This is a genomic window from Flavobacterium nitrogenifigens (assembly GCF_003254565.1).
Taxonomy (GTDB): domain Bacteria; phylum Bacteroidota; class Bacteroidia; order Flavobacteriales; family Flavobacteriaceae; genus Flavobacterium; species Flavobacterium nitrogenifigens.
Genome location: NZ_QJRI01000170.1, coordinates 86,092 through 108,935 on the forward strand (window position 1 = coordinate 86,092; position 22,844 = coordinate 108,935).

19 protein-coding genes are annotated in these 22,844 nt (G+C 38.2%); 10 read left to right on the forward strand and 9 right to left on the reverse strand.

What is annotated here, in order from left to right; translation table 11 throughout:
• Positions 1–2 precede the first annotated feature (2 nt).
• Positions 3–890 carry a helix-turn-helix domain-containing protein gene (locus tag DM397_RS07965; RefSeq protein WP_111377021.1) on the reverse strand — a complete coding sequence of 296 codons (888 nt, stop codon included), beginning with the start codon at positions 888–890 and terminating at the stop codon, positions 3–5.
• Positions 891–1,182: 292 nt separating this feature from the next.
• Positions 1,183–1,881, reverse strand: a complete 699-nt coding sequence (locus tag DM397_RS07970) for a hypothetical protein (protein ID WP_111377022.1) — start codon at positions 1,879–1,881, stop codon at positions 1,183–1,185.
• Between the two features lie 492 nt (positions 1,882–2,373).
• On the opposite strand from DM397_RS07970, the gene DM397_RS07975 reads away from it, so the two are divergent.
• Both DM397_RS07975 and DM397_RS07980 read left to right on the forward strand, forming a co-directional pair.
• Positions 2,374–3,888 (forward strand): helix-turn-helix domain-containing protein, encoded by a 1,515-nt coding sequence (locus DM397_RS07975; RefSeq protein ID WP_239457817.1) that lies wholly within the window; start codon positions 2,374–2,376, stop codon positions 3,886–3,888.
• Between the two features lie 73 nt (positions 3,889–3,961).
• Complete coding sequence (locus DM397_RS07980) at positions 3,962–4,138, forward strand: histone H1 (protein WP_111377024.1); 177 nt, start codon at positions 3,962–3,964, stop codon at positions 4,136–4,138.
• A 237-nt stretch (positions 4,139–4,375) separates the two neighbouring features.
• On the opposite strand, the gene DM397_RS07985 is transcribed toward DM397_RS07980, so the two are convergent.
• Together DM397_RS07985 and DM397_RS07990 are read right to left on the reverse strand one after the other, a co-directional pair.
• Positions 4,376–5,173 (reverse strand): hypothetical protein, encoded by a 798-nt coding sequence (locus tag DM397_RS07985; RefSeq protein ID WP_111377025.1) that lies wholly within the window; start codon positions 5,171–5,173, stop codon positions 4,376–4,378.
• Between the two features lie 448 nt (positions 5,174–5,621).
• Positions 5,622–5,843 carry a helix-turn-helix domain-containing protein gene (locus tag DM397_RS07990; protein WP_111377026.1) on the reverse strand — a complete coding sequence of 74 codons (222 nt, stop codon included), beginning with the start codon at positions 5,841–5,843 and terminating at the stop codon, positions 5,622–5,624.
• A 498-nt stretch (positions 5,844–6,341) separates the two neighbouring features.
• Between DM397_RS07990 and DM397_RS07995 the strand changes: the two genes are divergently transcribed.
• The 3 genes from DM397_RS07995 to DM397_RS08005 are packed head-to-tail and all read left to right on the forward strand — an operon-like array spanning position 6,342 to position 13,386.
• A complete protein-coding gene (locus DM397_RS07995) occupies positions 6,342–9,374 on the forward strand; it encodes a SusC/RagA family TonB-linked outer membrane protein (protein ID WP_111377027.1) in 3,033 nt (1,010 codons plus the stop codon).
• Between the two features lie 12 nt (positions 9,375–9,386).
• Positions 9,387–10,778, forward strand: coding sequence for a RagB/SusD family nutrient uptake outer membrane protein (locus tag DM397_RS08000; RefSeq protein ID WP_111377028.1), 1,392 nt, complete (start codon positions 9,387–9,389; stop codon positions 10,776–10,778).
• Positions 10,765–13,386, forward strand: a complete 2,622-nt coding sequence (locus DM397_RS08005) for a S9 family peptidase (RefSeq protein WP_111377029.1) — start codon at positions 10,765–10,767, stop codon at positions 13,384–13,386. Before DM397_RS08000 ends, DM397_RS08005 begins: the two co-directional genes overlap by 14 nt.
• A 57-nt stretch (positions 13,387–13,443) precedes the next feature.
• Here DM397_RS08005 and DM397_RS08010 read toward each other — a convergent pair whose 3' ends face one another.
• From DM397_RS08010 to DM397_RS08020, 3 genes are all read right to left on the reverse strand, one after another.
• The gene (locus DM397_RS08010; protein WP_111377030.1) at positions 13,444–13,710 is read right to left on the reverse strand and encodes a DUF6520 family protein; all 267 of its coding nucleotides are present in this window, start codon (positions 13,708–13,710) and stop codon (positions 13,444–13,446) included.
• 51 nt (positions 13,711–13,761) lie between these two features.
• The gene (locus tag DM397_RS08015; RefSeq protein ID WP_111377031.1) at positions 13,762–15,315 is read right to left on the reverse strand and encodes a MauE/DoxX family redox-associated membrane protein; all 1,554 of its coding nucleotides are present in this window, start codon (positions 15,313–15,315) and stop codon (positions 13,762–13,764) included.
• Positions 15,316–15,522: 207 nt separating this feature from the next.
• Positions 15,523–15,813 carry a hypothetical protein gene (locus DM397_RS08020; RefSeq protein ID WP_111377032.1) on the reverse strand — a complete coding sequence of 97 codons (291 nt, stop codon included), beginning with the start codon at positions 15,811–15,813 and terminating at the stop codon, positions 15,523–15,525.
• Positions 15,814–16,105: 292 nt separating this feature from the next.
• On the opposite strand from DM397_RS08020, the gene DM397_RS08025 reads away from it, so the two are divergent.
• Genes DM397_RS08025 through mobC form a run of 3 tightly spaced genes read left to right on the forward strand, consistent with a single transcriptional unit; the run spans position 16,106 to position 19,756 of the window.
• Positions 16,106–16,495 (forward strand): plasmid mobilization protein, encoded by a 390-nt coding sequence (locus DM397_RS08025; RefSeq protein WP_111377033.1) that lies wholly within the window; start codon positions 16,106–16,108, stop codon positions 16,493–16,495.
• The gene (locus DM397_RS08030) at positions 16,483–17,748 is read left to right on the forward strand and encodes a relaxase/mobilization nuclease domain-containing protein (protein WP_111377034.1); all 1,266 of its coding nucleotides are present in this window, start codon (positions 16,483–16,485) and stop codon (positions 17,746–17,748) included. The genes DM397_RS08025 and DM397_RS08030 overlap by 13 nt, the downstream gene beginning before the upstream one ends.
• A 19-nt stretch (positions 17,749–17,767) precedes the next feature.
• On the forward strand, positions 17,768–19,756 hold the full coding sequence (gene mobC, locus DM397_RS08035; protein WP_111377035.1) for a conjugal transfer protein MobC: 1,989 nt from the start codon (positions 17,768–17,770) through the stop codon (positions 19,754–19,756).
• 64 nt (positions 19,757–19,820) lie between these two features.
• Here mobC and DM397_RS08040 read toward each other — a convergent pair whose 3' ends face one another.
• Entirely contained in the window at positions 19,821–20,240 is a 420-nt protein-coding gene (locus tag DM397_RS08040; RefSeq protein WP_111377036.1) for a DUF1810 domain-containing protein, read from the reverse strand.
• A gap of 162 nt (positions 20,241–20,402) precedes the next feature.
• On the opposite strand from DM397_RS08040, the gene DM397_RS08045 reads away from it, so the two are divergent.
• A complete protein-coding gene (locus DM397_RS08045; RefSeq protein ID WP_111377037.1) occupies positions 20,403–20,693 on the forward strand; it encodes a DUF6965 family protein in 291 nt (96 codons plus the stop codon).
• 79 nt (positions 20,694–20,772) lie between these two features.
• Here DM397_RS08045 and DM397_RS08050 read toward each other — a convergent pair whose 3' ends face one another.
• Positions 20,773–21,219 (reverse strand): response regulator, encoded by a 447-nt coding sequence (locus DM397_RS08050; protein ID WP_111377038.1) that lies wholly within the window; start codon positions 21,217–21,219, stop codon positions 20,773–20,775.
• A 438-nt stretch (positions 21,220–21,657) separates the two neighbouring features.
• Here DM397_RS08050 and dinB point away from each other — a divergent pair, with 438 nt between their 5' ends.
• Positions 21,658–22,839 carry a DNA polymerase IV gene (gene dinB / locus DM397_RS08055; RefSeq protein WP_111377094.1) on the forward strand — a complete coding sequence of 394 codons (1,182 nt, stop codon included), beginning with the start codon at positions 21,658–21,660 and terminating at the stop codon, positions 22,837–22,839.
• The last annotated feature ends 5 nt before the right edge of the window (positions 22,840–22,844 follow it).

A 22,844-nucleotide genomic window follows, 5' to 3' on the forward strand; every position in this document is an offset into this window, starting at 1 on the left:
AACTAGCGTGTCTTATTTTTTTCCATTGCATTTAAACGATACTGAGATGGGGACAAATTGGTATGCCTTTTAAAAAAAATTGTAAAACTGTTTGCACTTGAGAATTCCAAATCTTCAGCGATTTGCGAAATTGTATTTTGAGGATCTTCAAGCAGTTTTTCCGCTTCAGAAATGATAGTCTCTACAATTAGTTTCTTAACGGTCTTACCTGTTATTTCCTTTACCATTTGATTTAAATAGCCGGTAGTAACAAAAAGGGAGCCGGCATAAAACTGGGCGTTGTGCTGTTTTCTGTAATGAATAGACAAAATAGTGAGAAATCGAATAATTAAACTTTCTTTTCTCGTAAACTGCAGAGCAAAATCATGTGAATGTTTTGCGTAGATTAATCTCAGTTCATACATAAATAGGTTAAAACTTATCCGATGCAGTTCATTATCACTGCCGCTGCCTGCTGAATCTCTGGTGACAAAATACAATACTTTATATATTAGAGAAAGTATTAACATCTCCTTTTCATCCAATTTTATCTTAATTGAAGCTCTTGTAATAATAAAGTGTAAGGCCTCAATTAATTCCTGGCGCAAACTGTTTTTTATTGCGAATTCAAAACTGAAAGTGATCAGGTAAAACTGAAGCTTTCCTTCAAACTGCACGATGCTGCAAAATGAATCGCTCGGTATCACCAGCAGATCCATTTCAGTCAGAACCTGATTAGTCTGTTGAAACTGTACAGTTAGTTTTCCCGATTTAATTAATAAAATTGAATAGTTAGAAACCCGAAATGATTCACCTATAGGGGACTTTAATACATAATTTTTAATAATATGAACAGCTAATCCCCTAATAGGCAGATCATCCAGGTTGGTATTGATCAAATCTCTGATCATAATTTCTACATTTAAACTGAAAATTAAAAGTGAGTTAATTTGATTAATCCTTTTCGCCAAAAGCTCTTTCCATAATTGTGAAGGCCATAAAATATAGATTTGATAAGATTGTTATATAAAGGAGATAGGTCAGCTTTCGGGGATGAGTTATTCTTTTCTCACCGTTTAAAAGGTATTCTACTATTTCATCATAATTAAAAAGGTCGATTATAAAATAAAGGCATACAATATTTAGTATGATTAGTATAGTATAAAATATATTTCGACGTTTCATTTCTCAATTGCAGTTATTTCAATTTTTGATTAGTGCAGGCAGTAAAGCGATTACGGTAACTATTGCCGCCTGGTTATTTTTAAATAATGGTCTGGCCGGTTTTGTGCTGACTGATTTTTCCCAGTCACGATCCTTGCGTTCGGCCTCGGCAAACAGCGCATAACTTGAAATAGTGGATACTGTAAGTATTGTTTCCTTTTCATCCGCAGCTAAATCCGCATTTGCCATAATATCTGCATCAAAATCAATTATGTAGTCTCTCACCACAGCGTATGCTGCATCTTGCTGGACTATTAGATTTTGAACAAACGTGGTCAGCATTATTTTACTCGATGAACTTATAAAACTATTTTGAATAATTTCAATAAGTTTGGTATCAGGATCGTTTAAGATGTCTAGAATTTCCTGATCTGAGTATCCCAAATTAGCCGCTTTAGCAGTGGAATTTCCTTTTAAAAACCTCAATATAAATGAAATCTGGCTATTGATTTCTGCTGCAGAATTAGGGGCGTTATTATCCTTTAAAAAGTTCTGTAAAATGTTATAATATTCTTTACCCGTGCTGTCAAAAGGATTTTTGGAACCCAATGCGGAAGCACCAGTGGTTTCAAGATCTTCATAGTTAGAAATTAGATTTTTGTCAATTGCTGCTTCTGGGTCAGTTGAGCAGGCAGTAAATAGTAAAAATACAAAACTGGTTAATAATAAATTTTTCATGATTTGTTTGTTTGAAGTGAATAGAATTTCTTCTCAGTTCATTTCATCCGGATTAGCAGAACCTCTATCCGGCACGATGCCCGATATTTTGCTATTGAATTCGAAACAAATCTACTCTCGCCAAAAATGTCAAACAAGCTCAGTAGTGTGGGTTTTCGGTAAATAAGGTGTGGATTTTCGGTAAATCCACACCCTGTTTCTAAAATTAATCCCTTACTTTTCAGGGTTTTATATAAGTTTTATGTTACTTTTATATTATGGAGACGTTAATGAGACTAGAATAGCGTTTGATTCTCCTTTTATAAAAGATTTTACTCAAAATCATAAAATATGACTCAGTATCGCTATCTTTTTCTTCTTATTACTACTCAGTTAATTTTATCCCAAAGAAATAATTTCCGGATACCTGATTCTTTAAGGAACAAAAACTTTGAATATCTGGATGATAAAATATACAGCTTCAAAGGAGATAGCAGCAAAGCTGCGGTTTATATGTATACTTATCTATATAAGGCAGAAAAAGAACAGAACTACAAAGAAATTGTCAATGGATATCAAAATATCCTCCATGAGTCACCAGAAAAACAAAGGCTGATTTATGCTGACAGTATGATATTAGCAGCCGAAAAATCCGGTATGAATTCTTTACTGGGTTCGGCGTATCTTTCTAAAGGGATTGTTTACTATAGTAGAAAAGAACTTCATGAGGCCTTAGACAATTACATAGAAGCAAATAAATACATATCCAAAACTTCAGATCAATATTTAATATTTAAGGTTAAATATAACATTGCTGTAATTAAATCCTATTTAGGTTATTATGATGAAGCTATTGCCTTATTGACCCAGTGCGCAGACCATTTTAAGAATGGGGGATCAAGGCCATATTTAAATTCACTTCATGCTCTGGGACTTTCATACAATAAAATTGGAAATTATGGTAAATGCACCCAGACTAATCTCTTAGGACTATCCGAAAGCGAACGATTGGGAAATAAGGACATGATCCCATATTTCATCCATTCGGAAGCAGTCAATCAATTTTTTAAAGAAGATTACAATGATGCGATAAAAAATCTTAAATCAGTATCAGGCGAAATCAAAAATAATGAAGATTTTGCCAGTGAATCTATAAGCTGTTTTTACATTGGTAAAAGTTACTGGAAATTAAAAAAGTATGAAAATGCGGTTTCTTATTTTTTAAAAGTAGATCAAATATTTAAAAGTCACGGCTATATCAGGCCTGATCTGCGTGAGGCATATGAATTATTAATCAAATACTATAAAACAAAAAATAACTTAGATTCACAATTGTATTGTATCGATCAATTGCTTCTGGCAGATAACTACCTTAATGAAACCTATAAATATTTGGTAAGCAAACTGCACAAGGAATATGATACAAACGAGCTGATATTTGAGAAAGAACAAATCCAGGAACAGTTCGTAAAAGAAAAAAAACAAGTGTACGCATTTACTGGTTTGGCAGTTGCATTGCTGCTATTGTCATTGTTTTTGACCTTTAACCACTTTAGAAACAGGAGACTTTACAAAAAAAACTTTGATCAGTTAATGCTGCAATTGAATTCTGGGAAGGTTAGTAAAGATAAATTCAGATCAACGGGTGATAATCTGACAGATATAAATCCTGAGACGGTTTCCTATATAATTAAACAGCTGGAAAAATTTGAACACGATAAAAAATTTCTCCAGAAGGATTTAACGATCTCTAAATTGGCCGTAATGTTTAATTCAAATCAAACTTATATATCAAGAATCATTCGTCATTACAGCGGAAAAGCATTCAAAGATTATATAAATGATCTAAAAATTGAACACATTATAGATCTGCTGCACAATGACAAAAAAGCAAGAAAATATAATAATTTAGCATTGGCAACAGAAGCTGGTTTCGGCAGCAAACAGCTCTTTGCTCATTTATTTAAAGCCAAAACGGGAATGCCGACAGCTTATTTCATTGAACAGCTTAAAACAGAAAGTCCGTAACGTATAAAACTGAAGTAATTTTAAATTTTAAAAATATATATTTGCCCGCGTAATTAAAAAAATACAAGTTATCATGAATGATCTTATTGCAAAAATCAACGCAGAAATCGAAACATTTAAAACGGAATCTCAATCTTTATCAGAAAAAGGAGTAAAAGCTGCTGGAGCTAGAGCTCGTAAATCTTCCTTAGAAATTGAGAAACTTTTAAAAGAGTTTAGAAAAGTATCTATTGAGGAATCAAAAAAATAAGAATTACATACAGTATCTTACTGGCTGTAAAAGGTGGAATGGTGGGTCTTAAAACCCATCATTTTTTTTTTTGATTACCGGCAGCCTCTCCCGCTTTGCGCTCCAATCTTTTTGCCTCCCGAAGCCTCGGGACCGGCAGAAAAGGATTTCTGCTACAATCGGGGCTGGAGTGAAGGATTCTGATTTTTTGTAAGTATTTAAATATAGTAACATTTTTGCTATCAGTTATCTATAGTTTTATTTAAAACCGAATAGTGCTGTCTCTTGAAAATCAATTATTCCTTGTTTGCGAAGTATTTCTGTGTATGCATCTATCCTTGTTGCGATTAATCTGTTTCTATTTGATATTGACCACTCGTTCATAATTCCAATTAATTTTGGCTCGCTTTCTAAATCAAAATAATTTATATACCAAAGACCACATCCGCTAATTCCAAATAAATCAGGTCCATAGCTAATTGATTTAGATTTCAAATTGGGAGTATTTTGTCGGTCATATTCTACAATTAGATTTAAATAATCATTTCTTTTTAATTTCTTATACTCGTTAGTATTCACACATTTTGTGATACCAATAAACGGAATTGAGTGAAAAGAATTTCTTGAATGTGATTTTTTTGACCAGTTGCTTGGATATCCAAAAACTATATAACTCATAAAATCAACTGAAGAATGATTAATCTCCAGATTTGAACTATCAAGAAAGGAATAATCTATACTTAAATCTTTTACAGATTGATTGTCCAAAATTAAAATTGCTACATCTAATTCATCAGACTTTCGATCTTTTTTTGGGTTACTTTTAATAATTCTTCCGCCAGGTTTTATCAATGTTTTACCTTCTTCGATTGGTATGAATAATTTTTCAAAATCATCAAAAACATGAGCTGCAGAGAACAGGAAATATTTCGTTCCAATTTTTACAAAAACACCGGTGCCATGTTGCTTGTAAGAATCTCGATTTTTAAAAAGCGTGCAGGTGAAGTTCCTGATTTTTGGAAGACTTTTTATATATTTTTCTGCAATTTCATTCATTTGCTTGGTGTAAGATTACACATAAAGTTCTTGTACCATATTGGGTTTCATAATAAATTATTAACTATTTTCGGATTTGCCTCCCGAGCCTAGCGAATAGAAACTCCTGTGTCTAGGATACTTCTGTAATTTTGGATTCTTGCTATAATTAATCTCATTATTTTTTGGTATTTTCTCTTGAGTGCGTATGTTTAAGCTTGCAGGCAACTTAATTATTTAAGCGGTAAAATGCTTAAATAAGTATTACTTTGGATGTCTTTATACCATATCTAAGTTTCAATATCAAACATAAAAAAACATTTTCGTATTAGTTTACGGTTTTCCATATTTGCTTAAGTAGTAGCTGCAACATAATTCTTTTGCAAATAAAAAGGCTACCGTATATATACCTGCTTTTTAATATTTATTGAGTATAAAAAAAAAAAGATGCCATAGCATCTTTATATTCTTAAAAGAAATCTTTTATACTAACTTTTAAGGCTTTTGCAATTAAAGTTAGAGTTTTTACCGTGGGATTTGTTTCACCTCTTTCAATTCTGGCTACCTGATTTACTGACATACCAATTTCGAATGCTAATTTCGATTGAGAAAATTCATCTTTTCCCTCTCTAATTTTCCTTATAGTAGCTCCAAGCTTAATTTGTACTTTATGTAATTCTTTTTCTTCCACATGCTAAATTTCATGGATAAAAAAATATTAATCCTACACATATATGTGTAGTTGTTATTTTTTTTTATTATATTTGTTTCTGAATTTATATATTTGCGATTCTTCACATAAAATATTTGAAGCATTCGCTTAGAATCTCGACTTGAAAACTGGAAATTTAGATGGAACGAGATGATAAGTAAGATGCTCACGCCTTTGGCGTGGGCTCACTTATTGTTCCTCGGTATTTCCAGTACCTCAAGTCAATAAGCTGAGTTCCACGCCTTTTTTATTAGACTATTCATAGCTTAAATTCTTAGCAGTACTTTAAATCAAAATGATTTCGCATTATAAGAGAAGTTAAATTTTAAACTCGTTTATTAATGTAAAAAGAACTTTTATTATGATTATTAAACTGTATGCTTAAGTCATAAAAAATGGCCCTCTACTGCAGCGACCAAACTAGAGCAGAGGACCTTAGCTAATCAAATTCCTATTTAACTAACCAATCCCAATATTATGAATTATTTTTCATTTTACAAGGATGGAAAGGTGCTTTATTGCCTATTTTTTTCGGCAGTTTTACTCTCTTTTTCATCGTCGTTTGCCGGAAATTCTTCCCATTATTTTTCTTCAATTTTCCAACAGCATCAGTTACATGGTACTATTACCGATGGCACCGCTCCACTGCCTGGAGTCACTATCGTCGTAAAAGGTCGCGCATCCGCTACAGCTGTAACAGATTACACGGGACAGTACTTAATAAATGTTACGCCTTCCGATACTCTTATTGTATCATTCATCGGATTTAAAACCTTAAAAGTTCCGGTTTCCGGCCGTTCGAAAATCGACATTACACTACAGTACGATACTACAACTCTTCGAGAAGTTAAAATAAATGCTGGGTACTACTCTGTTAAGGAAAGTGAACGAACCGGAAGCATTGCCCGTATAACTTCCAAAGATATTGAGACCCAGCCCGTCACTAATGTGCTCGCTGCAATGCAGGGAAGAATGGCGGGAGTTGAAATAACCCAAAATACAGGTCTGCCAGGAAGCGGATTCGAAATTCAGATCCGCGGGCAGAACAGTTTGCGTTTCAACGGAAACAGCCCGCTGTATATTATTGACGGAGTCCCCTATTCTTCCCAGAGTATCGGAAGCAATATGACATCCGGCAATATGCCGGCCGAAAACAGCCCTCTGAACAGCATCAACCCAGGCGATATAATAGCAATTGAAGTCCTTAAAGATGCCGATGCCACAGCAATATACGGGTCTCGGGGCGCAAACGGAGTGGTCCTGATTTCAACAAAAAAAGGCAAACAGGGCAAAACATCTTTCTCCACAACATATTCGTATGGCTTCGGCCAGGTGGCCCATTTCATGGACGTTCTCAAGACGCCCGATTATTTAGCCATGAGAAGGGAAGCATTCGCCAACGACGGCTATACCGAATATCCAGATTATGCCTATGATGTCAACGGCACATGGGATCAGAACCGAAATACAGACTGGCAGAAGGAACTCATCGGAGGGGTTGCGACATACAGCAATCTGCAGTCCTCTCTTACGGGCGGTAACGAGCGCACCAATTTTCTTCTAAGCGGAAACTACAGCAGGGAAACTACCGTATTTCTGGGAAGCTTTGATTATGTGAAAGCGGGAGGGCATTTGAGTCTGAACCATGAATCTCAGGACAGCAGATTCAAAATCAGCTTTTCGGCAATCTATACCTCGCAGTTAAACAGCCTGCCGGCCATAGACATCACCTCCACAGCGCTACTACTTGCTCCCAACGCCCCTGAACTGTATGACGGATCGGGCAACTTAAATTGGGAGGACAACACCTTTGACAATCCTGTGGCTGCGCTTGAGGGGAAAATTAAAGGCCAGACTAACGATTTGGTGGCAAATGCACTTGTGACCTACGATCTTGGAGCCGGATTTACAGCAAAGGGAAGTTTCGGATATACCTTCCTTACCCAGAAGCAATTGAATCTGCGCCCTTCCACCGCTTTAAATCCCGCATACGGAGCAGGCAGCGAAAGCTCGATTGTCTTTACAAACAGCTTGGGAAGGAATTCATGGATTATCGAGCCGCAGCTAAACTGGAACCATAAATTCGGCAAGCTGTCTCTTGACGCATTGGCGGGAACCACTTTCCAGCAGCAGAAAGGTAACAGACAGGTAAATTATGCAATTGGATTTGCTAATAACAGCCTGATGGAAAATCCTGCATCAGCATCCCGAAATCTAGTTTTAAGCAGTGATGAAAATCTGTATAAGTATGAGGCTTTTTATGCAAGGCTGAATTTTAACTGGGAAAGCAGGTATCTTCTTAACGTGACTGGCCGCCGTGATGGCTCGAGCCGTTTTGGTCCCGGCAATCAATTTGCAAACTTCGGTGCCGTCGGTGCCGCATGGGTGTTCAGCCAAGAAAATCTCATTAAGGACTTTCTGCCTGTTCTAAGTTTCGGCAAACTTCGCGCCAGTTACGGAACTACGGGAAACGATCAGATTGGAGATTATCAGTACTTGGACACCTACAGCGTGGCTGCTGCCAAATATCAGGGTGTTTCAGGACTGCAGCCCAGCAGGCTTTTTAATCCTGATTTTGGATGGGAAACAAACAAAAAATTAGAAGTTGCGCTTGAAACAGGCTTTTTTAATGATCGGATATTTTTAACCGTTGCCTGGTTCCAGAACCGTTCCTCCAACCAGCTTGTCGGAATTCCGTTGCCGGGAACAACAGGATTCTCCACGATGCAGGCCAATCTTGATGCAGTAGTGCAGAATAGAGGTCTGGAGCTTACATTAAGAACCATAAACATTAAAAACGGCGAATTTAGCTGGATCACCAGCTTTAATATAACGAGCAACAAAAACAGACTTATTTCTTTTCCAGGATTGGACGAGTCAACGTTTAAAAACCAGTATGTAATTGGACATTCGTTAAATATCACAAAAGTATTCCACTACACCGGACTTGATCCTGCAACAGGAACGTACCAATTTTTGGACGTGGATGGAGACGGATCTGTAAATTTTGGAGATGACCAAAAGACCATTAAGGACCTTAGCCCTAAATATTACGGAGGCCTGCAGAACCAGCTTAGATATAAAAATATAGAGCTCAATTTTCTGTTTCAGTTTGCCAAACAGGAAAATTACAATCCAAATTCGTATTCCCCTATGCCCGGTACAATGGCAAATCAGCCATCAGCCGTCCTGTCCCGCTGGCAAAATCCAGGCGATACTGGCCCTTATCAGGCATTTAGCGATAATGATGCAAGCCGTACATTTGCCTATTACCAGTTTTCTTCAAGTGACGCTGCCATAAGCGATGCCTCATACATCCGCTTAAAGAATATTTCACTTACCTACCAGCTGCCGCAAAGCCTCACTAAAAAATTCAATTGTAAAATCGGACTTCAGGGGCAGAATGTCTTCACCATAACTAAATACAAAGGAATTGATCCTGAATTTAAATATACGGGATATCTGCCTCCTTTAAGAGTATTCACAACCACAATACAACTAACTTTTTAATTCCTCTTTATCATGAGAAACGATAATATTAAAATATACATTTATCGTATGCATTTTGTTATGCTATGGCTCCTTTACGGATGTTCAAATTTTACAGACGTAGATCTTCCTTCATCCCAGCTGACCTCCGGAACCGTATTTGAAGAAAAGTCAACCGCTAATGCCGCCATGCTCGACGTCTATTCTAAAATAAGGGAAAGCGGCATACTGACTGGCTATACATCAGGCATATCCAGCCAGCTCGGCCTTTATGCTGACGAGCTTCAATTCTACGGAGCGTCAGGAACAGGACTTGCAAATTATTACAACAACAGCCTTGTGGCCACAGACCCTCAGATTGCTGTAACATGGAACAGCAGCTATACTCAAATCTACTCGGCCAATGCAGTAATTGAAGGGCTTGAAAGGTCTAAAGCTTTGCCCGCCGATTTTAAACAGCAGCTAAAAGGGGAAGCCCTGTTTGTGCGGGCATTGCTTCACTTTTACCTCCTGAATCTATATGGCCCTGTTCCGTATATCACATCAACTGACTATAAAATTAACAGCAATGCTGCTAGGATGACCGAAATGGCAGTATATGAACTAATTGAGAAGGATTTAGAGCAGTCAATTACTCTATTGCAGAAAGAATATAATGGAAGCTATAGGGTTCGTCCCAATAAAGCGACAGCCCAGACGCTGCTGGCAAGGGTCTATCTGTATTCAGAAAAATGGGAAGAAGCTTCAAATATGGCCTCAACAGTACTCAATCAGTCGGATTTGTATGTGTGGCCAACATCTTTGGATTTGGAGTTTAAGAAAGAAAGCAAAGCTACGATATGGCAGCTGATATCCAATGTCGAAGGCGCTAACACATATCAGGGCAATGTTTTTATTTTTATTCAGGGCCCACCTCCATCAATGGCTCTTACAGAGAATCTAGTTAATGCCTTCAGCAGCGGCGATCTACGAAAAACCAAATGGCTGAAAGCCGTAAGCAACGGAACATTAACTTGGTACCATCCATACAAATACCAGGAAAAATCTAATACTGCCACCTCATTGGAATATCCGATTGTTTTCAGAATGGCGGAACTGAATCTGATCAGGGCTGAAGCACGTGCCCGTGCCGGTGATTTGATAGGCGCAAAAGAGGATCTGAATAAAACCAGAAATCTGGCAGGTCTGGGTGATACGGCTGCAATTGAGCCCGCTGAAATTATTGATGCTGTGCTAACAGAACGCCGTCTAGAATTTTTTACTGAATTCGGACACCGTTTTTTTGATCTTAAAAGGCTGGGAAGACTAGATCAAGAAATTTCGCCTTTGAAGCCGCAATGGAAGACTACCAATAGATTATTGCCTTTACCGCAAAGCGAATTAACGTTGAACCCAAATCTATCTCCTCAAAATGAAGGCTATTAAGGTACCGACTGGCCATTTTTTTAGAGCAGTCATTTTTGTTTTTGTTTTAGTAACCTGTCCCCAGTTATGGGGACAGGCTAAACAGAAAAAAATCATGACCGTAAAGGATTATGATTTGTGGAGCACCCTAAGTCCCGGGCAGTTATCCGGTAATGGTAACTGGTCCAGCTACGCTTTAAATTACTATAATAGGAATTCAAATGCCGATACGCTTTTTGTCCAGCATAACAGTTCGCGTAAAAAATATAGTTTCCCTGGTGCCAAAGATGGAAAATTCAACGGGGAATCGGATTTTGCCTGCATTGTAAAAGATTCCCTTATTGTGCAGAATCTTAAATCTGGAAAGACCTTTTCTGCACCCTGCAATACCGATTTTAATTTTTCAGCAGATCATAAGTTTCTGGCAATTTTTACCCTGCAGAGCGGGAAAAAGTTCAAATTGGAAATTAGAAATGGTCAAGGGATGATCATCCGTGAAATTCCAGATATAAACAATTATATTTTCGATCCGGAAAAAAACGGCATTGCATATTGTTTTGAAAAAGATAATGCATACGGAGTTGAAATAATACAGTTTAAAAATACAATTGAAGTCACAAAAGTTATAGAAGATTATGAAGTGCCGCTTCTTGGTCTGGTATGGAAAAACAATACGATTGCTTTTAATGAAGATAAAATTTCAGATTCCAGACTACATAGTTTCAATATATCCAAAAACAGACTCAGTACTATGGATCCAAAGACCACAGCTGGATATCCAAATGGCATGAAGGTCTCCAATCCGAAATACCAGAAAATGATCCTCTCAACTGACGGCAAAAGCGTATTTTTTTGGCTAAAGGAAAAACCGACCGCATCCGATGCAATTGATCCCGCTGCAGTACAGATTTGGAACTCCAAAGACAGGCTCTTGTTTGATTTCAGAAAATACAAAGGCGACTACAGGTTAAACAGCAAAATGGCAATCTGGTCTGTAGAGGGGAATAAAGTGCAGCAAATAACAGACAGGGAATATCCGCTCGGATTTTTAAGCGCTGACTACAAGCACGCTTTCATATATGACCCTGCTGCCTATGAGCCTAATACCAATCAATCACAGCCATTTGATTTATATGTGCAGGATTTAGATACTGGCAAAAGAAAACTTGTGATAGCCCATCGAACTGGAGATTTTCTTCCACTGGGTTCACCTGATGGCAACTTCCTGTTTTATACAAAATCCAAGCAATGCTGGGTCTATAATGTTTCAAAAGATTCGCACACAATTATAACGGAAGGCCTGTCGGAGTCATTTTTTCACGAGGATTATAATATGCCAATTGAAGCTCCCTCCTACGGAATTGGAGGATGGACAAAAAATAATGAAATTATACTTTACGACAAGTATGATTTGTGGAGCATATCACTTGATGGAACTGTAAAAAAACGACTGACTAAGGGAAGGGAAATGCAAAAATCCTATCGGATTAAAGTTTTTAATTCTGACCCGTATTTTAGCCTGACAGAATCCAAGAAACATTTTCTAGATCTCAACAAAGGCTTTCTTCTCCAGACTTCAAACCGTGAAACTGGTCAGAGCGGACTTAGCTACTGGAACCTAAAAAATGGAATGAAGGATTTGGTGTGGGAAAATAAGAAAATTGATGAGATCAAAAAAGCGGACAACAAGGATATTTACCTCTACACGGATCAAAGCTTTGAATTATCGCCAAGACTTATGGTATTTAACCATAAATCAACTGAGATTATCCAGAGCAATCCCCACCAGAAAAACTTTTATTGGGGCAGAAACGAGCCTATTGAATTTCAGGTAAACGGCGTAAAGGCAAAAGGATTTTTGTGCTATCCTCCAGATTTTAAAGCCGGATTAAAATATCCAATGGTGGTTCATATCTATGAGCGCCAATTTTCCTATATGAATGAGTATGTAAATCCTTCCCTGCTGACTGAAGACGGATTTAACGTCACAAATGTGATCAATAACGGCTATTTTGTTCTGTATCCCGACATGGTTTATGATTACGGCAATTTGGCGGAATCGGTTACCAAAAGCGTGCTTAGTGCAGTTGATGAAGTCATTAAAAAAGGCGATGTGGATTCCAGCCGGGTCGGATTGATTGGGCATTCGTTCGGAGGCTATGAGACCGATCTGATCATAACGCAGACCAGCCGCTTTGCGACCGCAGTTGCCGGGTCTGCTTGGACGGATCTAGTTAGCAGCTATCTCTATGTGAGCGGATCCAGACGACAGCCTGATTTTTATCGTGCAGAAGAGAATCAGTTGCGCATTGGAAAATCGCTATTTGAAGATATGCATAGCTATCTGAAAAATTCTCCCGTACTTTTGGCTCCGAATGTAGAAACTCCTCTATTGGGATGGGTAGGCGAAAATGACAGGCATATCCATTCTCTCCAGAGCATGGAATTTTATCTGGCGATGCGCCGTCTTGAAAAGGAGCACACTCTTCTGGTATATCCGAATGAAGGCCATGAAATGGGAACAGAAGAAAACGCAGAAGATCTCAATGTTCGAATCTTGCAATGGTTTAACCGTTACCTGAAAAATGGCAAACATCAAGACTGGATGAACGCTGATTTCAAAAGATAAAATCAATGTATAGAAATGCCGGCACCCCAAAAATACAGGCCGGCATTCTTTTAAAATTTAATTATTAGTGCTTCTCTTCAGAGGAGTTACACAATTTGAATCATAAAGCTGGGCGCCAGAACCGCTGGATGCTCCAATTTTACAATTAAAGTTTCCTCCTTCATCACACTGCTGAACAGCGTTACAGCTGTCTGGATTTGCAATGTGCTGGTAGCCCTGCTGAGCCACGGATTTTGAGCTTAGAGACGAAGTGCTTGCCGCACTAGTCAAACCAACCGCAACAACTGCTAGCGGTAAAATGGTTTTTAAAACATTAGATTTCATAATAATATAATTTATATGGTTAATGATCTACTCTTTTTTACAGGTTTTCGATCAGTCCCCTGCTATTTGGCCAATAGATTTTTTTGCATTTTGATCTGCGTAATGTGATGTGATTTTTGGCTGCAGTTTATAAAGGATAATATGCGACCCGATCAGCACGTACATTTTATCATTTATGACCTTCATATAACGCATTTTTTTTCCTCTAAGATTGCTGATAGTGAAACTCAATGCATAACTTTTTTTCTTGAGATCATAAACATCTATGATACTTGAATTTTTCCACATTCTATCGTCTTCAAAGCGGCCGGGTATTGCCGAATGAACAAATAGTAAATTGTTATATGAAGCGCAATTATTATTGACAAATAATGGCGGTTTCGAAAACTGCCTCTGGTTATGGCTTTTGTCATTTTCAATATGCAGTTTTGCTTTTGTGATCGTATCAATTGTATTTCCTTTCCAGACGATATTCAAATGGTTGTCAGCAATCGTAAATTGATTGCGATAGGCATACAGGTAAATGATTCTTTCCAGTTCTTTATTATACACTAAAATGCCATCGGTATCAAAAACACCGTCTGCCTGTTTTTGCAATATTGCGGGGTTTAGAATAGTATTTCCATTCTTGTGGAGCTGGATAACGCCAAGCACATTATCTCCATTGATTCTGTTTGCGGCCACCACTGCAATTGCGTTGGAATCTATGGCTCTCGCCGTTGTGAAATATTCTCCTTTCTGATGGATCAATTTGGCTTTCCAATTTTCAATCTTACCCCTGAAAACACACGGAACTGTTCCGTCAGCCACAAAAAAATATGGCGGCTCAACCATAATTGAAACTCCTCTAAAAGGAAGTTCTTTATGATCCAGATCAATCATCGTTTTCTTAGTCTGCAACAGTTCTGAATTCAAAATTGTCAGTACTAATGGCGATGTTGTATTGCCTAGGTAGACATTTTTGTTATAAACACCTGCAAAATAAAACGAATTCAGCTTTAAATCTTTAGATATAACCTCAAGAATTGGTGCCTGCGGAAAACGTCTGGTCAATTTATTATGATAATGAACGATATTTTCAGAAAGCAAAAATAATACTGCCACAATACTAATACTGCTTATGGTAATAACAGAAAACAGCTTTACTAACCTCCTTCTTTTCAGTGATTGAATATTTACTAAATTTTTGTCTTTGTGAAGAAGTATTGCCAGTATTGCGAGGCATACAAAGACAAGATTAAAAATCATGTGTGATTGCCAGTCCAGCTTCTCCAGCACTCCTCCGCAGGAACAAGGCACAAATGAGGTATAATGCAGAATAATAAAAATGTAGACTGTAAACATTACCATTAACCCATAAGATAAGAATAATCCCCTCAGCCTAAATCTTGGAATAATGAGAAGCAGGCATGTAATATATTCAGCAGCAGGAACCAGAACCGCCACCCATTCTGCAAATGCACTCAGTAGTGGGGACTGCCCAAGCTCAATTTTGAAATGCTGAAAATCCAATAATTTGCTCGTTGCCGCATAGACAAAAAGCAGGACATATAACATAGAGATAATTTCGATAACCGCACTCCTAAAATTAAACTGGACTTTCATATTTTCATACCTAAATTAATATTCCGTTACAAGACCGAAACAACGTGAAATCTTTTACAAAGCTATATCCAATAACTCGAAAAACAGGTTTCAAAAACGTGCGAAAATATGTCTAAAACATGCCAGTTCAATTTACTGAAAAATTAAAAAAAGATGCATACTGACTAGTAGTTTCAGTACGCACCTTTCAATTTCCTGATAGCTATCCTATTCTTTTACATCCTCAGACAGTGACAGAAGCTTTAAGTTCAGTTCCACAAGATTGGCTTTCACCAGACACTCCTGGGCAATGTTCTTCAGTTCATTTAAATCTTCCGCAGAAATACTCTCTGCTAGAATCGAGTTGTCTTTTTCAGTCGATAATCCATGGTGGATCAAATTGCTTAAAAGCAGTACATTTTTTCTTGAAATCTTCAAATCCATTCTCACCGGTTCATTCATGGAAGGGATACTTAAAACAGTATCATAAACCTTTGCCGCATCATTTTTTGTCATCATAATTTCAACGTCTTTAATTAATAATTTAAAACTGTAAAGTTAGTTTTTGACTCCTTAAACACCCTACTCAAAATTTGATAGGGATAGGATCAATCCAAACGCCCGTCGTATCTTCGTCAGGACTTTAAAAATTAGCTTTTTTGATGAAAGAGCTTCAAGATTGCCTTGCCTGCTGCAATCTGCCAGATGTCCGGTTGTATCACATCCGAAATCCGGCTGCCATTCCGCTCGGAACTCGCTGGCAGTGACTTTTTAAAGTTTTGAAATGGGTTAAAAATGAAAATGATGCAAAATGAAAGAGAAAAACACTGGACGTACCAAATGGATCCACCTGCGCTTGACGCCAGACGAAATGAAAATTTTAAAAATCGGATTTGAAAAATCGCTGTGTCCAAAACTGAGCGATTATGCCCGTAAGAACATGCTTGGAAAACCTATCGTTTTAAAATACAGAAATACATCCGTTGATGAACTGTTATTAGAAATCAGCAGGCTTAGAACTGAGCTCAATGCCATTGGAAATAATTACAACCAGGCAGTAAAAAAACTGCATTCCCTTGGGCAGATTTCTGAATTTAAAAACTGGATTTTATCCTCTCAGCATGACAGAGAAAAACTGTTTGAAGCTATGGAAAACATAAAAAATAGTATGCTGAAACTCGTTGCCAAATGGTCGCTGTAATTAAAACGGGAACATCGATCCGTCGCATTTTTCATTACAATGAAAACAAAGTTTCACAGAATGGTGCCCTGTGTATCGGAGCTGAAAACTATCCTGCCGATCATGACAAAATGAACGTCTCATTTAAAATAAACCATCTGCTCTCACAGCTTGAATTAAACGAAAACGTCAAGAGGGGAAGCGTGCATATTTCACTTAATTTTCATCCGTCTGAAACTGACCTGGATGCTGAAAAACTGATTGATATTGCCCGAAGTTATATGTCTGGAATCGGTTTTGGCCAGCAGCCTTATTTAGTCTACCAGCACTTTGATGCGGCGCATCCCCACATTCATATCATTTCGGTAAAGGTGAAACCGGACGGAAAAAGGATTGACATGCAAAATATCGGACGCAACCAGTCTCAGGCAGTGCGTATCAAAATAGAAAATGATTTTAACCTGGTAAAAGCACAGGGAAGGATTAAGGAAATCAGTTATGGAATAAAACCAATTGAAACAACTGCTGTACACTATGGAAAAATACAGTCAAAAAAGGCGGTCTCGAAGGTGCTTGATTTTGTACTAAGCAACTATCAGTATAGAAGTCTTCCCCAGCTCAATGCCGTTCTGAATCTTTATAATGTCTGCGCCGACAGGGGCTCTGAAAATTCAAGAACATTCAAAGCTGGAGGGCTGGTCTACCGCATACTGGACAAGGAAGGAAATCATACCGGAGTTCCCATTAAAGCAAGTGATTTCTACAGCAGCCCTACGCTTAAATTTCTGGAGATAAAATTTGAGCAGAACAGACTTAAAAATCAGCGTCCGGGGCTCCGGATAAAAAATTCCATAAGGAATATATTTGAGCATGATCGCCCTTCCCTGCCGCAGCTTTCAGAAGAGCTTGACAAGATTGGGATTTCCATGGTAAAAAGGATCTCTTCAGACGGCAGCTTGTTTGGGCTGACCTATGTTGATCATGTTACCAAACAGATCTGTAACGGAAGTGAGCTAGGAAAGGAATTTTCTGCCGCTGCCATCTCAAAAAAATGCAGCGATCCCGATAGTGAAATAAAAAATAAGGCTTCCTCTCCACAGCTGAAGGCACTATTGGATATAAAGGAAATTCTGGAGATGAAAAAAATTCCGACAGCCGGCCTGAATGAGGTTATACACACCCTGTTCGAAAAGGAATTTTACTCTGGACATATTCCAAAAGAATTCAAGAGAAAAAGGAAAAACAGAAAAAGAAAAGGACTCTCCAATAATTAATCATTTAAATTTTACAGTTATGAACACAGGGGAAAATGAACAGGCACTGAGAAAAATTTTAGATATGACCCGCCTGATTAGCATCATGCTTCTGGCAATCCATTTTTATTACTACGGCTACTTTGTTTTCAAACAGCTCGGTCTGGTCTCGCAATTCAGCGACAGGATTCTTGCGAATATCTCCAGGGCAGGTTTATTTAGTTATTTCCACAAATCAAAACTGCTGGCGCTGCTCTTTGTTTTGATTTCACTTCTCGGTGCAAAAGGAAGGAAAAATGAAAAATTAAAATTAAAAAAAGCGGTGCTTTTTCTGCTTGCCGGACTGTTTTTTTATTTTGCAGGCTGGTTTATTTTCCAGACTGGCTGCAATGTAGAAATCGTTTTTCTGATTTATGTTTTAACAACCAGCTCTGGTCTGCTTTTAATAATTACAGCTGGTACCTTACTGACAAGGATTGTCAGCAGAAGCCTGAACAGCCGTGACATATTCAATAAAGAAAATGAAACCTTTCCGCAGGAAGAAAGACTCCTTGAAAATGAATATTCTATTAATCTTCCGGCGCAGTATTACCTTCGTGACAAGATTCGAAAAAGCTGGATCAACATCATAAACCCTTTCAGGGGCGTCCTGGTCTGCGGTTCGCCTGGATCCGGAAAATCATATTTCGTGATCCGTCATATTATTACCCAGCATATAGCAAAAGGATTCAGCATGTTTGTCTATGATTTTAAGTTTGATGACCTGACCAGAATTGTATATAATGCTTATCTAAAGCACAGACATTTATACAAGGTTGTACCAGAGTTTTATGTCATTAATTTTGATGACCTCTCCCGCACCCATAGGTGCAATCCCCTAGACCCTTCCTCTATGACCGACATAACCGATGCAGCAGAATCAGCCCGTACCATCTTGCTTGGATTAAACCGTGAATGGATTAGAAAACAGGGTGATTTCTTTGTGGAGTCACCAATAAATTTCCTGACGGCGGTGATCTGGTATCTCAGAAAATTCAACGATGGAGAGTTCTGTACCCTGCCGCATGTCATCGAACTTATGCAGCTCAATTATAAGATTCTATTCACACTGCTGCGCTCGGAAAAGGAGATTGAGGTGCTGATCAATCCATTTGTCAGTGCGTTTTTAAATAATGCCTCCGAGCAGCTGGAGGGCCAGATTGCATCAGCAAAAATTTCAATGGCAAGACTTTCTTCTCCCCAGCTCTATTATGTGCTTTCCGGAAATGATTTTACCCTGGACATTAACAATCCTGATGCTCCAAAAATTGTGTGCATGGGAAATAATCCGCAGAAAATACAGACGTACGGAGCGGTACTTTCACTCTATATCAGCAGGCTTGTAAAGCTTGCCAATAGAAAAGACAAACTAAAAAGCAGTCTTATTTTTGATGAGTTTCCCACCGTCTATCTAAACAATATCGACAGCCTTATTGCCACCGCACGAAGCAATAAAGTAAGCACGACCCTGGGCATACAGGACCTGAGCCAGCTTAAAAAAGATTACGGCCGTGAACAGGCAGATGTGATCATGAATATCACCGGAAATATTATATCAGGACAGGTGACAGGAGATACCGCAAAACAGCTCTCCGAGCGTTTTGGAAAAATAATGCAGGAACGTGAAAGTCTTTCCATCAATAGTTCCGAGACTTCGATAAGCCGTTCCAGACAATTGGAATCCGCAGTCCCGGCCTCAAAAATAGCATCATTAAGTTCAGGTGAATTTGTAGGTATGACCGCCGATAATCCGGACTGTAAAATTGAGCTTAAGACATTCCACTGCGAGGTTTTAAACGACCATAATGCTCTTAGGCAGGAAATGGACAACTACAAGGAAATTGAACCAATCCGTAATCTGGACAATGCACAGGTGAACAGGAATTATACCCAGATCCGAGAGGAAATCCATGAACTTTCTGAATCTGAAATGAACCGTATTTCCGAGAGCCGCCATCTGAAACATCTCATTATTAAGAAGAAAAATTAAACAGCTTACACGTAGTATTTTGATTTCCTTTTTAAATATCTGGACTGTCGGAAGAAGTTTTTTTTTATTGAAGTCCAAGGATTTCAATAGTTCTATCATCCCTTTCTCCATCATAGTATTTCTTAAGCACATGTAAAAAACAGGGAGATGCATTGGGCAGAAGGCTGAATAAAGTCATACAGGATCTCAGTTTTCTTTCGTCCGGTCTTCCCATAATTGCAAGTGCGCTTTTGTTATCGATCTCTAGCAGTGCATTTGTAATCTCAATAAGCCTTTTTCCCAGCACGGGATGATCGTAATACTGCTGTGCTTCATGAAGGTTCTCAATACCATAAAATATATTGTAATCCGTAAAACCCAGCCCTTTTATCTGCGGAAATATAAACCACATCCAATGTGACTGTTTCTTACCATTCTGGATTTCTTTAAGCGCATCATCATACGTTTTATTCTGGGCTTCAATGAATCGGTTAAGGTCGTACATAATTCATAAAAATTTTAAATGTTAAGAGATTTTATAGTCCATATAAATTTACATCAATTAATTCAAAAATTACTTTTTAGCAGCAAAGCAATTTTTTAAAGTATCATGTTCTTCTATTGCTGAAACTTTGCTCAAAAAATGATTTTAAATTAATTTTGCCTTATGAATCCGGAAGAAATTAAACGATACTTTGAAAGCAGTCCCCCGCCTTTGGAGGTTGATTGGAAGCCATGGGCCAAAATTACAGACTCGCAGCTTTTCCTAAAAAGCTGTTACACAGGAATACGCACCTTTAATGGGCCGCTTGACATGTGCCCGGCATGGTGGCATCTGAGAGACTTTTATATCCTTATGAAAAAAACAGCCCAGCAGGATGCCGTGCAGAAAACAGAAGAAGCTGCCGCCGGACAGTCTGCTGAAAAAGCTCCTGCACAAACTGAATCACCGTCATAAGCTATAAGTATTTTACTCAAAAAAAAAGCCCTGCAATTATGATGCACGGCTTTTTTTGAATTCTAAATTTATTTTTATTTCAAGTAAGGAAAAACTGCTTTTTATTCCAGGAGGCATTCCACTCCAATGTGAGGATTTCTGCAAGAAGACTTTTAAGTCCATGAAATGTACTGGGCTTAACGGCGTAAAAATCGGCTCCTAATTCAAAAGAGAGCTCAACATTTTCAATATTGCTGCTTGTTGAAAGCATAATTATTTTCATATGTTTCAAAGGATCTTCTGCATTTCGTATTTCTTCAAGACATTCAAAACCGCTTTTACCGGGCATATTAATATCAAGAAATACAATTTCTGGAATTTCTAACTGGGGACTGTACAGGCAGTCTAAAAGCTTCTGCCCGTCTTCGGATTGTTGCACTTTAATGGGCAGATTGAGCTCAGTGACCGCATCCATAAAGAGCATTCTGTCGTCCTCATCATCATCTGCGTGAAAAATAATCTTATGAGAATTCTTTTGTTGTAACATAGCTTAGAAATTTATGCAGTTACAGAAGACTAGAATCTAAAAATCTGCAAAAGCTTTTTATAAATATACAAGCACTTGAAAATCGATAAACAATCGAATTATATCCGTGGAGCAATTGATAGATTACAAATATACGTAAATTACTTACAAGATAGTCATTAATTTTATATTTAACATAAATATGACAAAAGGATAAGTGAATTTAACTGCGGAATTTTCACTCCTTATAAACATATACTGACTTCAATCTTTTCAAAAAAAATCTCATTTAATTGACGATGCGTAAATTCTGAATAAACATTTTTGGCTGTAAAAAAATGCTTTTCAAATCCCCTGCAAAATAAGGATTTTAGAATTTTGTTACTATTTATAACATTATATATTTTAAAAATGTTATTATCTGTTACTAATTTTGATCTGTATAAACGGGTAGAAATTATGACAAGGGCAATTGTACACATCGACATGAACACGTTTTTCGTTTCCTGCGAAAGACTCACCAATTCTGAACTTAACGGTATTCCGCTGATCATAGGCGGTGGAGAAAGAGGGGTTGTGGCTTCGTGTTCCTACGAGGCCAGAAAATTCGGCGTGCGGTCCGCCATGCCCATTCACATGGCCATGAAATTGTGCCCGCAGGCCAAAATCATGAAAGGCGACATGGAATTGTATTCCAGGCTTTCCCACGACATTACTGAGATAATCCAGGAAAAAGCGCCCGTAGTAGAAAAGGCTAGTATTGACGAATTTTATCTCGACATCACCGGAATGGACAAATTTTACGGCAGCTACAAATGGACCAATGAGCTGGCGCAGCGTATCACAAAAGAAACAGGACTACCCCTCACCTTTGCACTTTCAATAAACAAAACGGTATCCAAAATAGGGACAGGTGAAGGAAAGCAGAAACAGAACCTTGAAATCCCGGAACATCTGGTGCAGTCTTTTTTAAATCCGCTTTCGATCCGCAAAATCCCGATGGTCGGCGAACAGACCTTTCAGCTACTGTCAAGGATTGGGATCCGCACCATCCGCACACTTGCAGAAATGCCCGCTGATGTGCTGATGCAGATGATCGGAAAAAACGGAATTGAACTCTGGAAAAAGGCCAACGGCATTGACAACAATCCCGTTGAACCTTACACGGAGCGGAAATCCATTTCCACTGAACATACTTTCTCCCAGGATACCATTGACATTCCTAAACTGAACAGGGTGCTTTTGGGAATGGTTGAAAAACTTGCTTTTCAGCTGCGTTCCGAGCAGTGGCTGACTTCAACGGTCACGGTTAAAATCAGGTATGCCAACTTTGATACCGAAACCAAACAGTGCCGGGTGCAATATACTTCCGCGGATCACATTCTGACTAAGACGGTTCAGGAACTCTTTGATAAACTCTACCAGCGCCGAATGCGTCTGCGCCTTATTGGTATACGTTTCAGCGGACTGGTCAGGGGCACCTATCAGATAGATCTTTTTCAGGATACAGAAGAAATGCTTGCCCTATACCAGGCTATGGACCGCATGAAAAGCCGCTACGGTTTTGATTCGGTAATGCGATGCGCCGGAGCATCCTTTAAACCCAATAATAAAAATGAAATCTTAAAACGCAAACCCTGAGAAGC

Excerpts from the sequence above, each read along its gene's own strand:
- DM397_RS07965 (WP_111377021.1), bottom strand. The coding sequence starts at position 890 with ATGATCAGAGATTTGATCAATACCAACCTGGATGATCTGCCTATTAGG.
- DM397_RS07970 (WP_111377022.1), bottom strand. The coding sequence starts at position 1,881 with ATGAAAAATTTATTATTAACCAGTTTTGTATTTTTACTATTTACTGCC.
- DM397_RS07975 (WP_239457817.1), top strand. The coding sequence starts at position 2,374 with ATGTATACTTATCTATATAAGGCAGAAAAAGAACAGAACTACAAAGAA.
- DM397_RS07980 (WP_111377024.1), top strand. The coding sequence starts at position 3,962 with ATGAATGATCTTATTGCAAAAATCAACGCAGAAATCGAAACATTTAAA.
- DM397_RS07985 (WP_111377025.1), bottom strand. The coding sequence starts at position 5,173 with ATGAATGAAATTGCAGAAAAATATATAAAAAGTCTTCCAAAAATCAGG.
- DM397_RS07995 (WP_111377027.1), top strand. The coding sequence starts at position 6,342 with ATGAATTATTTTTCATTTTACAAGGATGGAAAGGTGCTTTATTGCCTA.
- DM397_RS08000 (WP_111377028.1), top strand. The coding sequence starts at position 9,387 with ATGAGAAACGATAATATTAAAATATACATTTATCGTATGCATTTTGTT.
- DM397_RS08005 (WP_111377029.1), top strand. The coding sequence starts at position 10,765 with ATGAAGGCTATTAAGGTACCGACTGGCCATTTTTTTAGAGCAGTCATT.
- DM397_RS08010 (WP_111377030.1), bottom strand. The coding sequence starts at position 13,710 with ATGAAATCTAATGTTTTAAAAACCATTTTACCGCTAGCAGTTGTTGCG.
- DM397_RS08015 (WP_111377031.1), bottom strand. The coding sequence starts at position 15,315 with ATGAAAGTCCAGTTTAATTTTAGGAGTGCGGTTATCGAAATTATCTCT.
- DM397_RS08020 (WP_111377032.1), bottom strand. The coding sequence starts at position 15,813 with ATGATGACAAAAAATGATGCGGCAAAGGTTTATGATACTGTTTTAAGT.
- DM397_RS08025 (WP_111377033.1), top strand. The coding sequence starts at position 16,106 with ATGAAAGAGAAAAACACTGGACGTACCAAATGGATCCACCTGCGCTTG.
- DM397_RS08030 (WP_111377034.1), top strand. The coding sequence starts at position 16,483 with ATGGTCGCTGTAATTAAAACGGGAACATCGATCCGTCGCATTTTTCAT.
- mobC (WP_111377035.1), top strand. The coding sequence starts at position 17,768 with ATGAACACAGGGGAAAATGAACAGGCACTGAGAAAAATTTTAGATATG.
- DM397_RS08040 (WP_111377036.1), bottom strand. The coding sequence starts at position 20,240 with ATGTACGACCTTAACCGATTCATTGAAGCCCAGAATAAAACGTATGAT.
- DM397_RS08045 (WP_111377037.1), top strand. The coding sequence starts at position 20,403 with ATGAATCCGGAAGAAATTAAACGATACTTTGAAAGCAGTCCCCCGCCT.
- DM397_RS08050 (WP_111377038.1), bottom strand. The coding sequence starts at position 21,219 with ATGTTACAACAAAAGAATTCTCATAAGATTATTTTTCACGCAGATGAT.
- dinB (WP_111377094.1), top strand. The coding sequence starts at position 21,658 with ATGACAAGGGCAATTGTACACATCGACATGAACACGTTTTTCGTTTCC.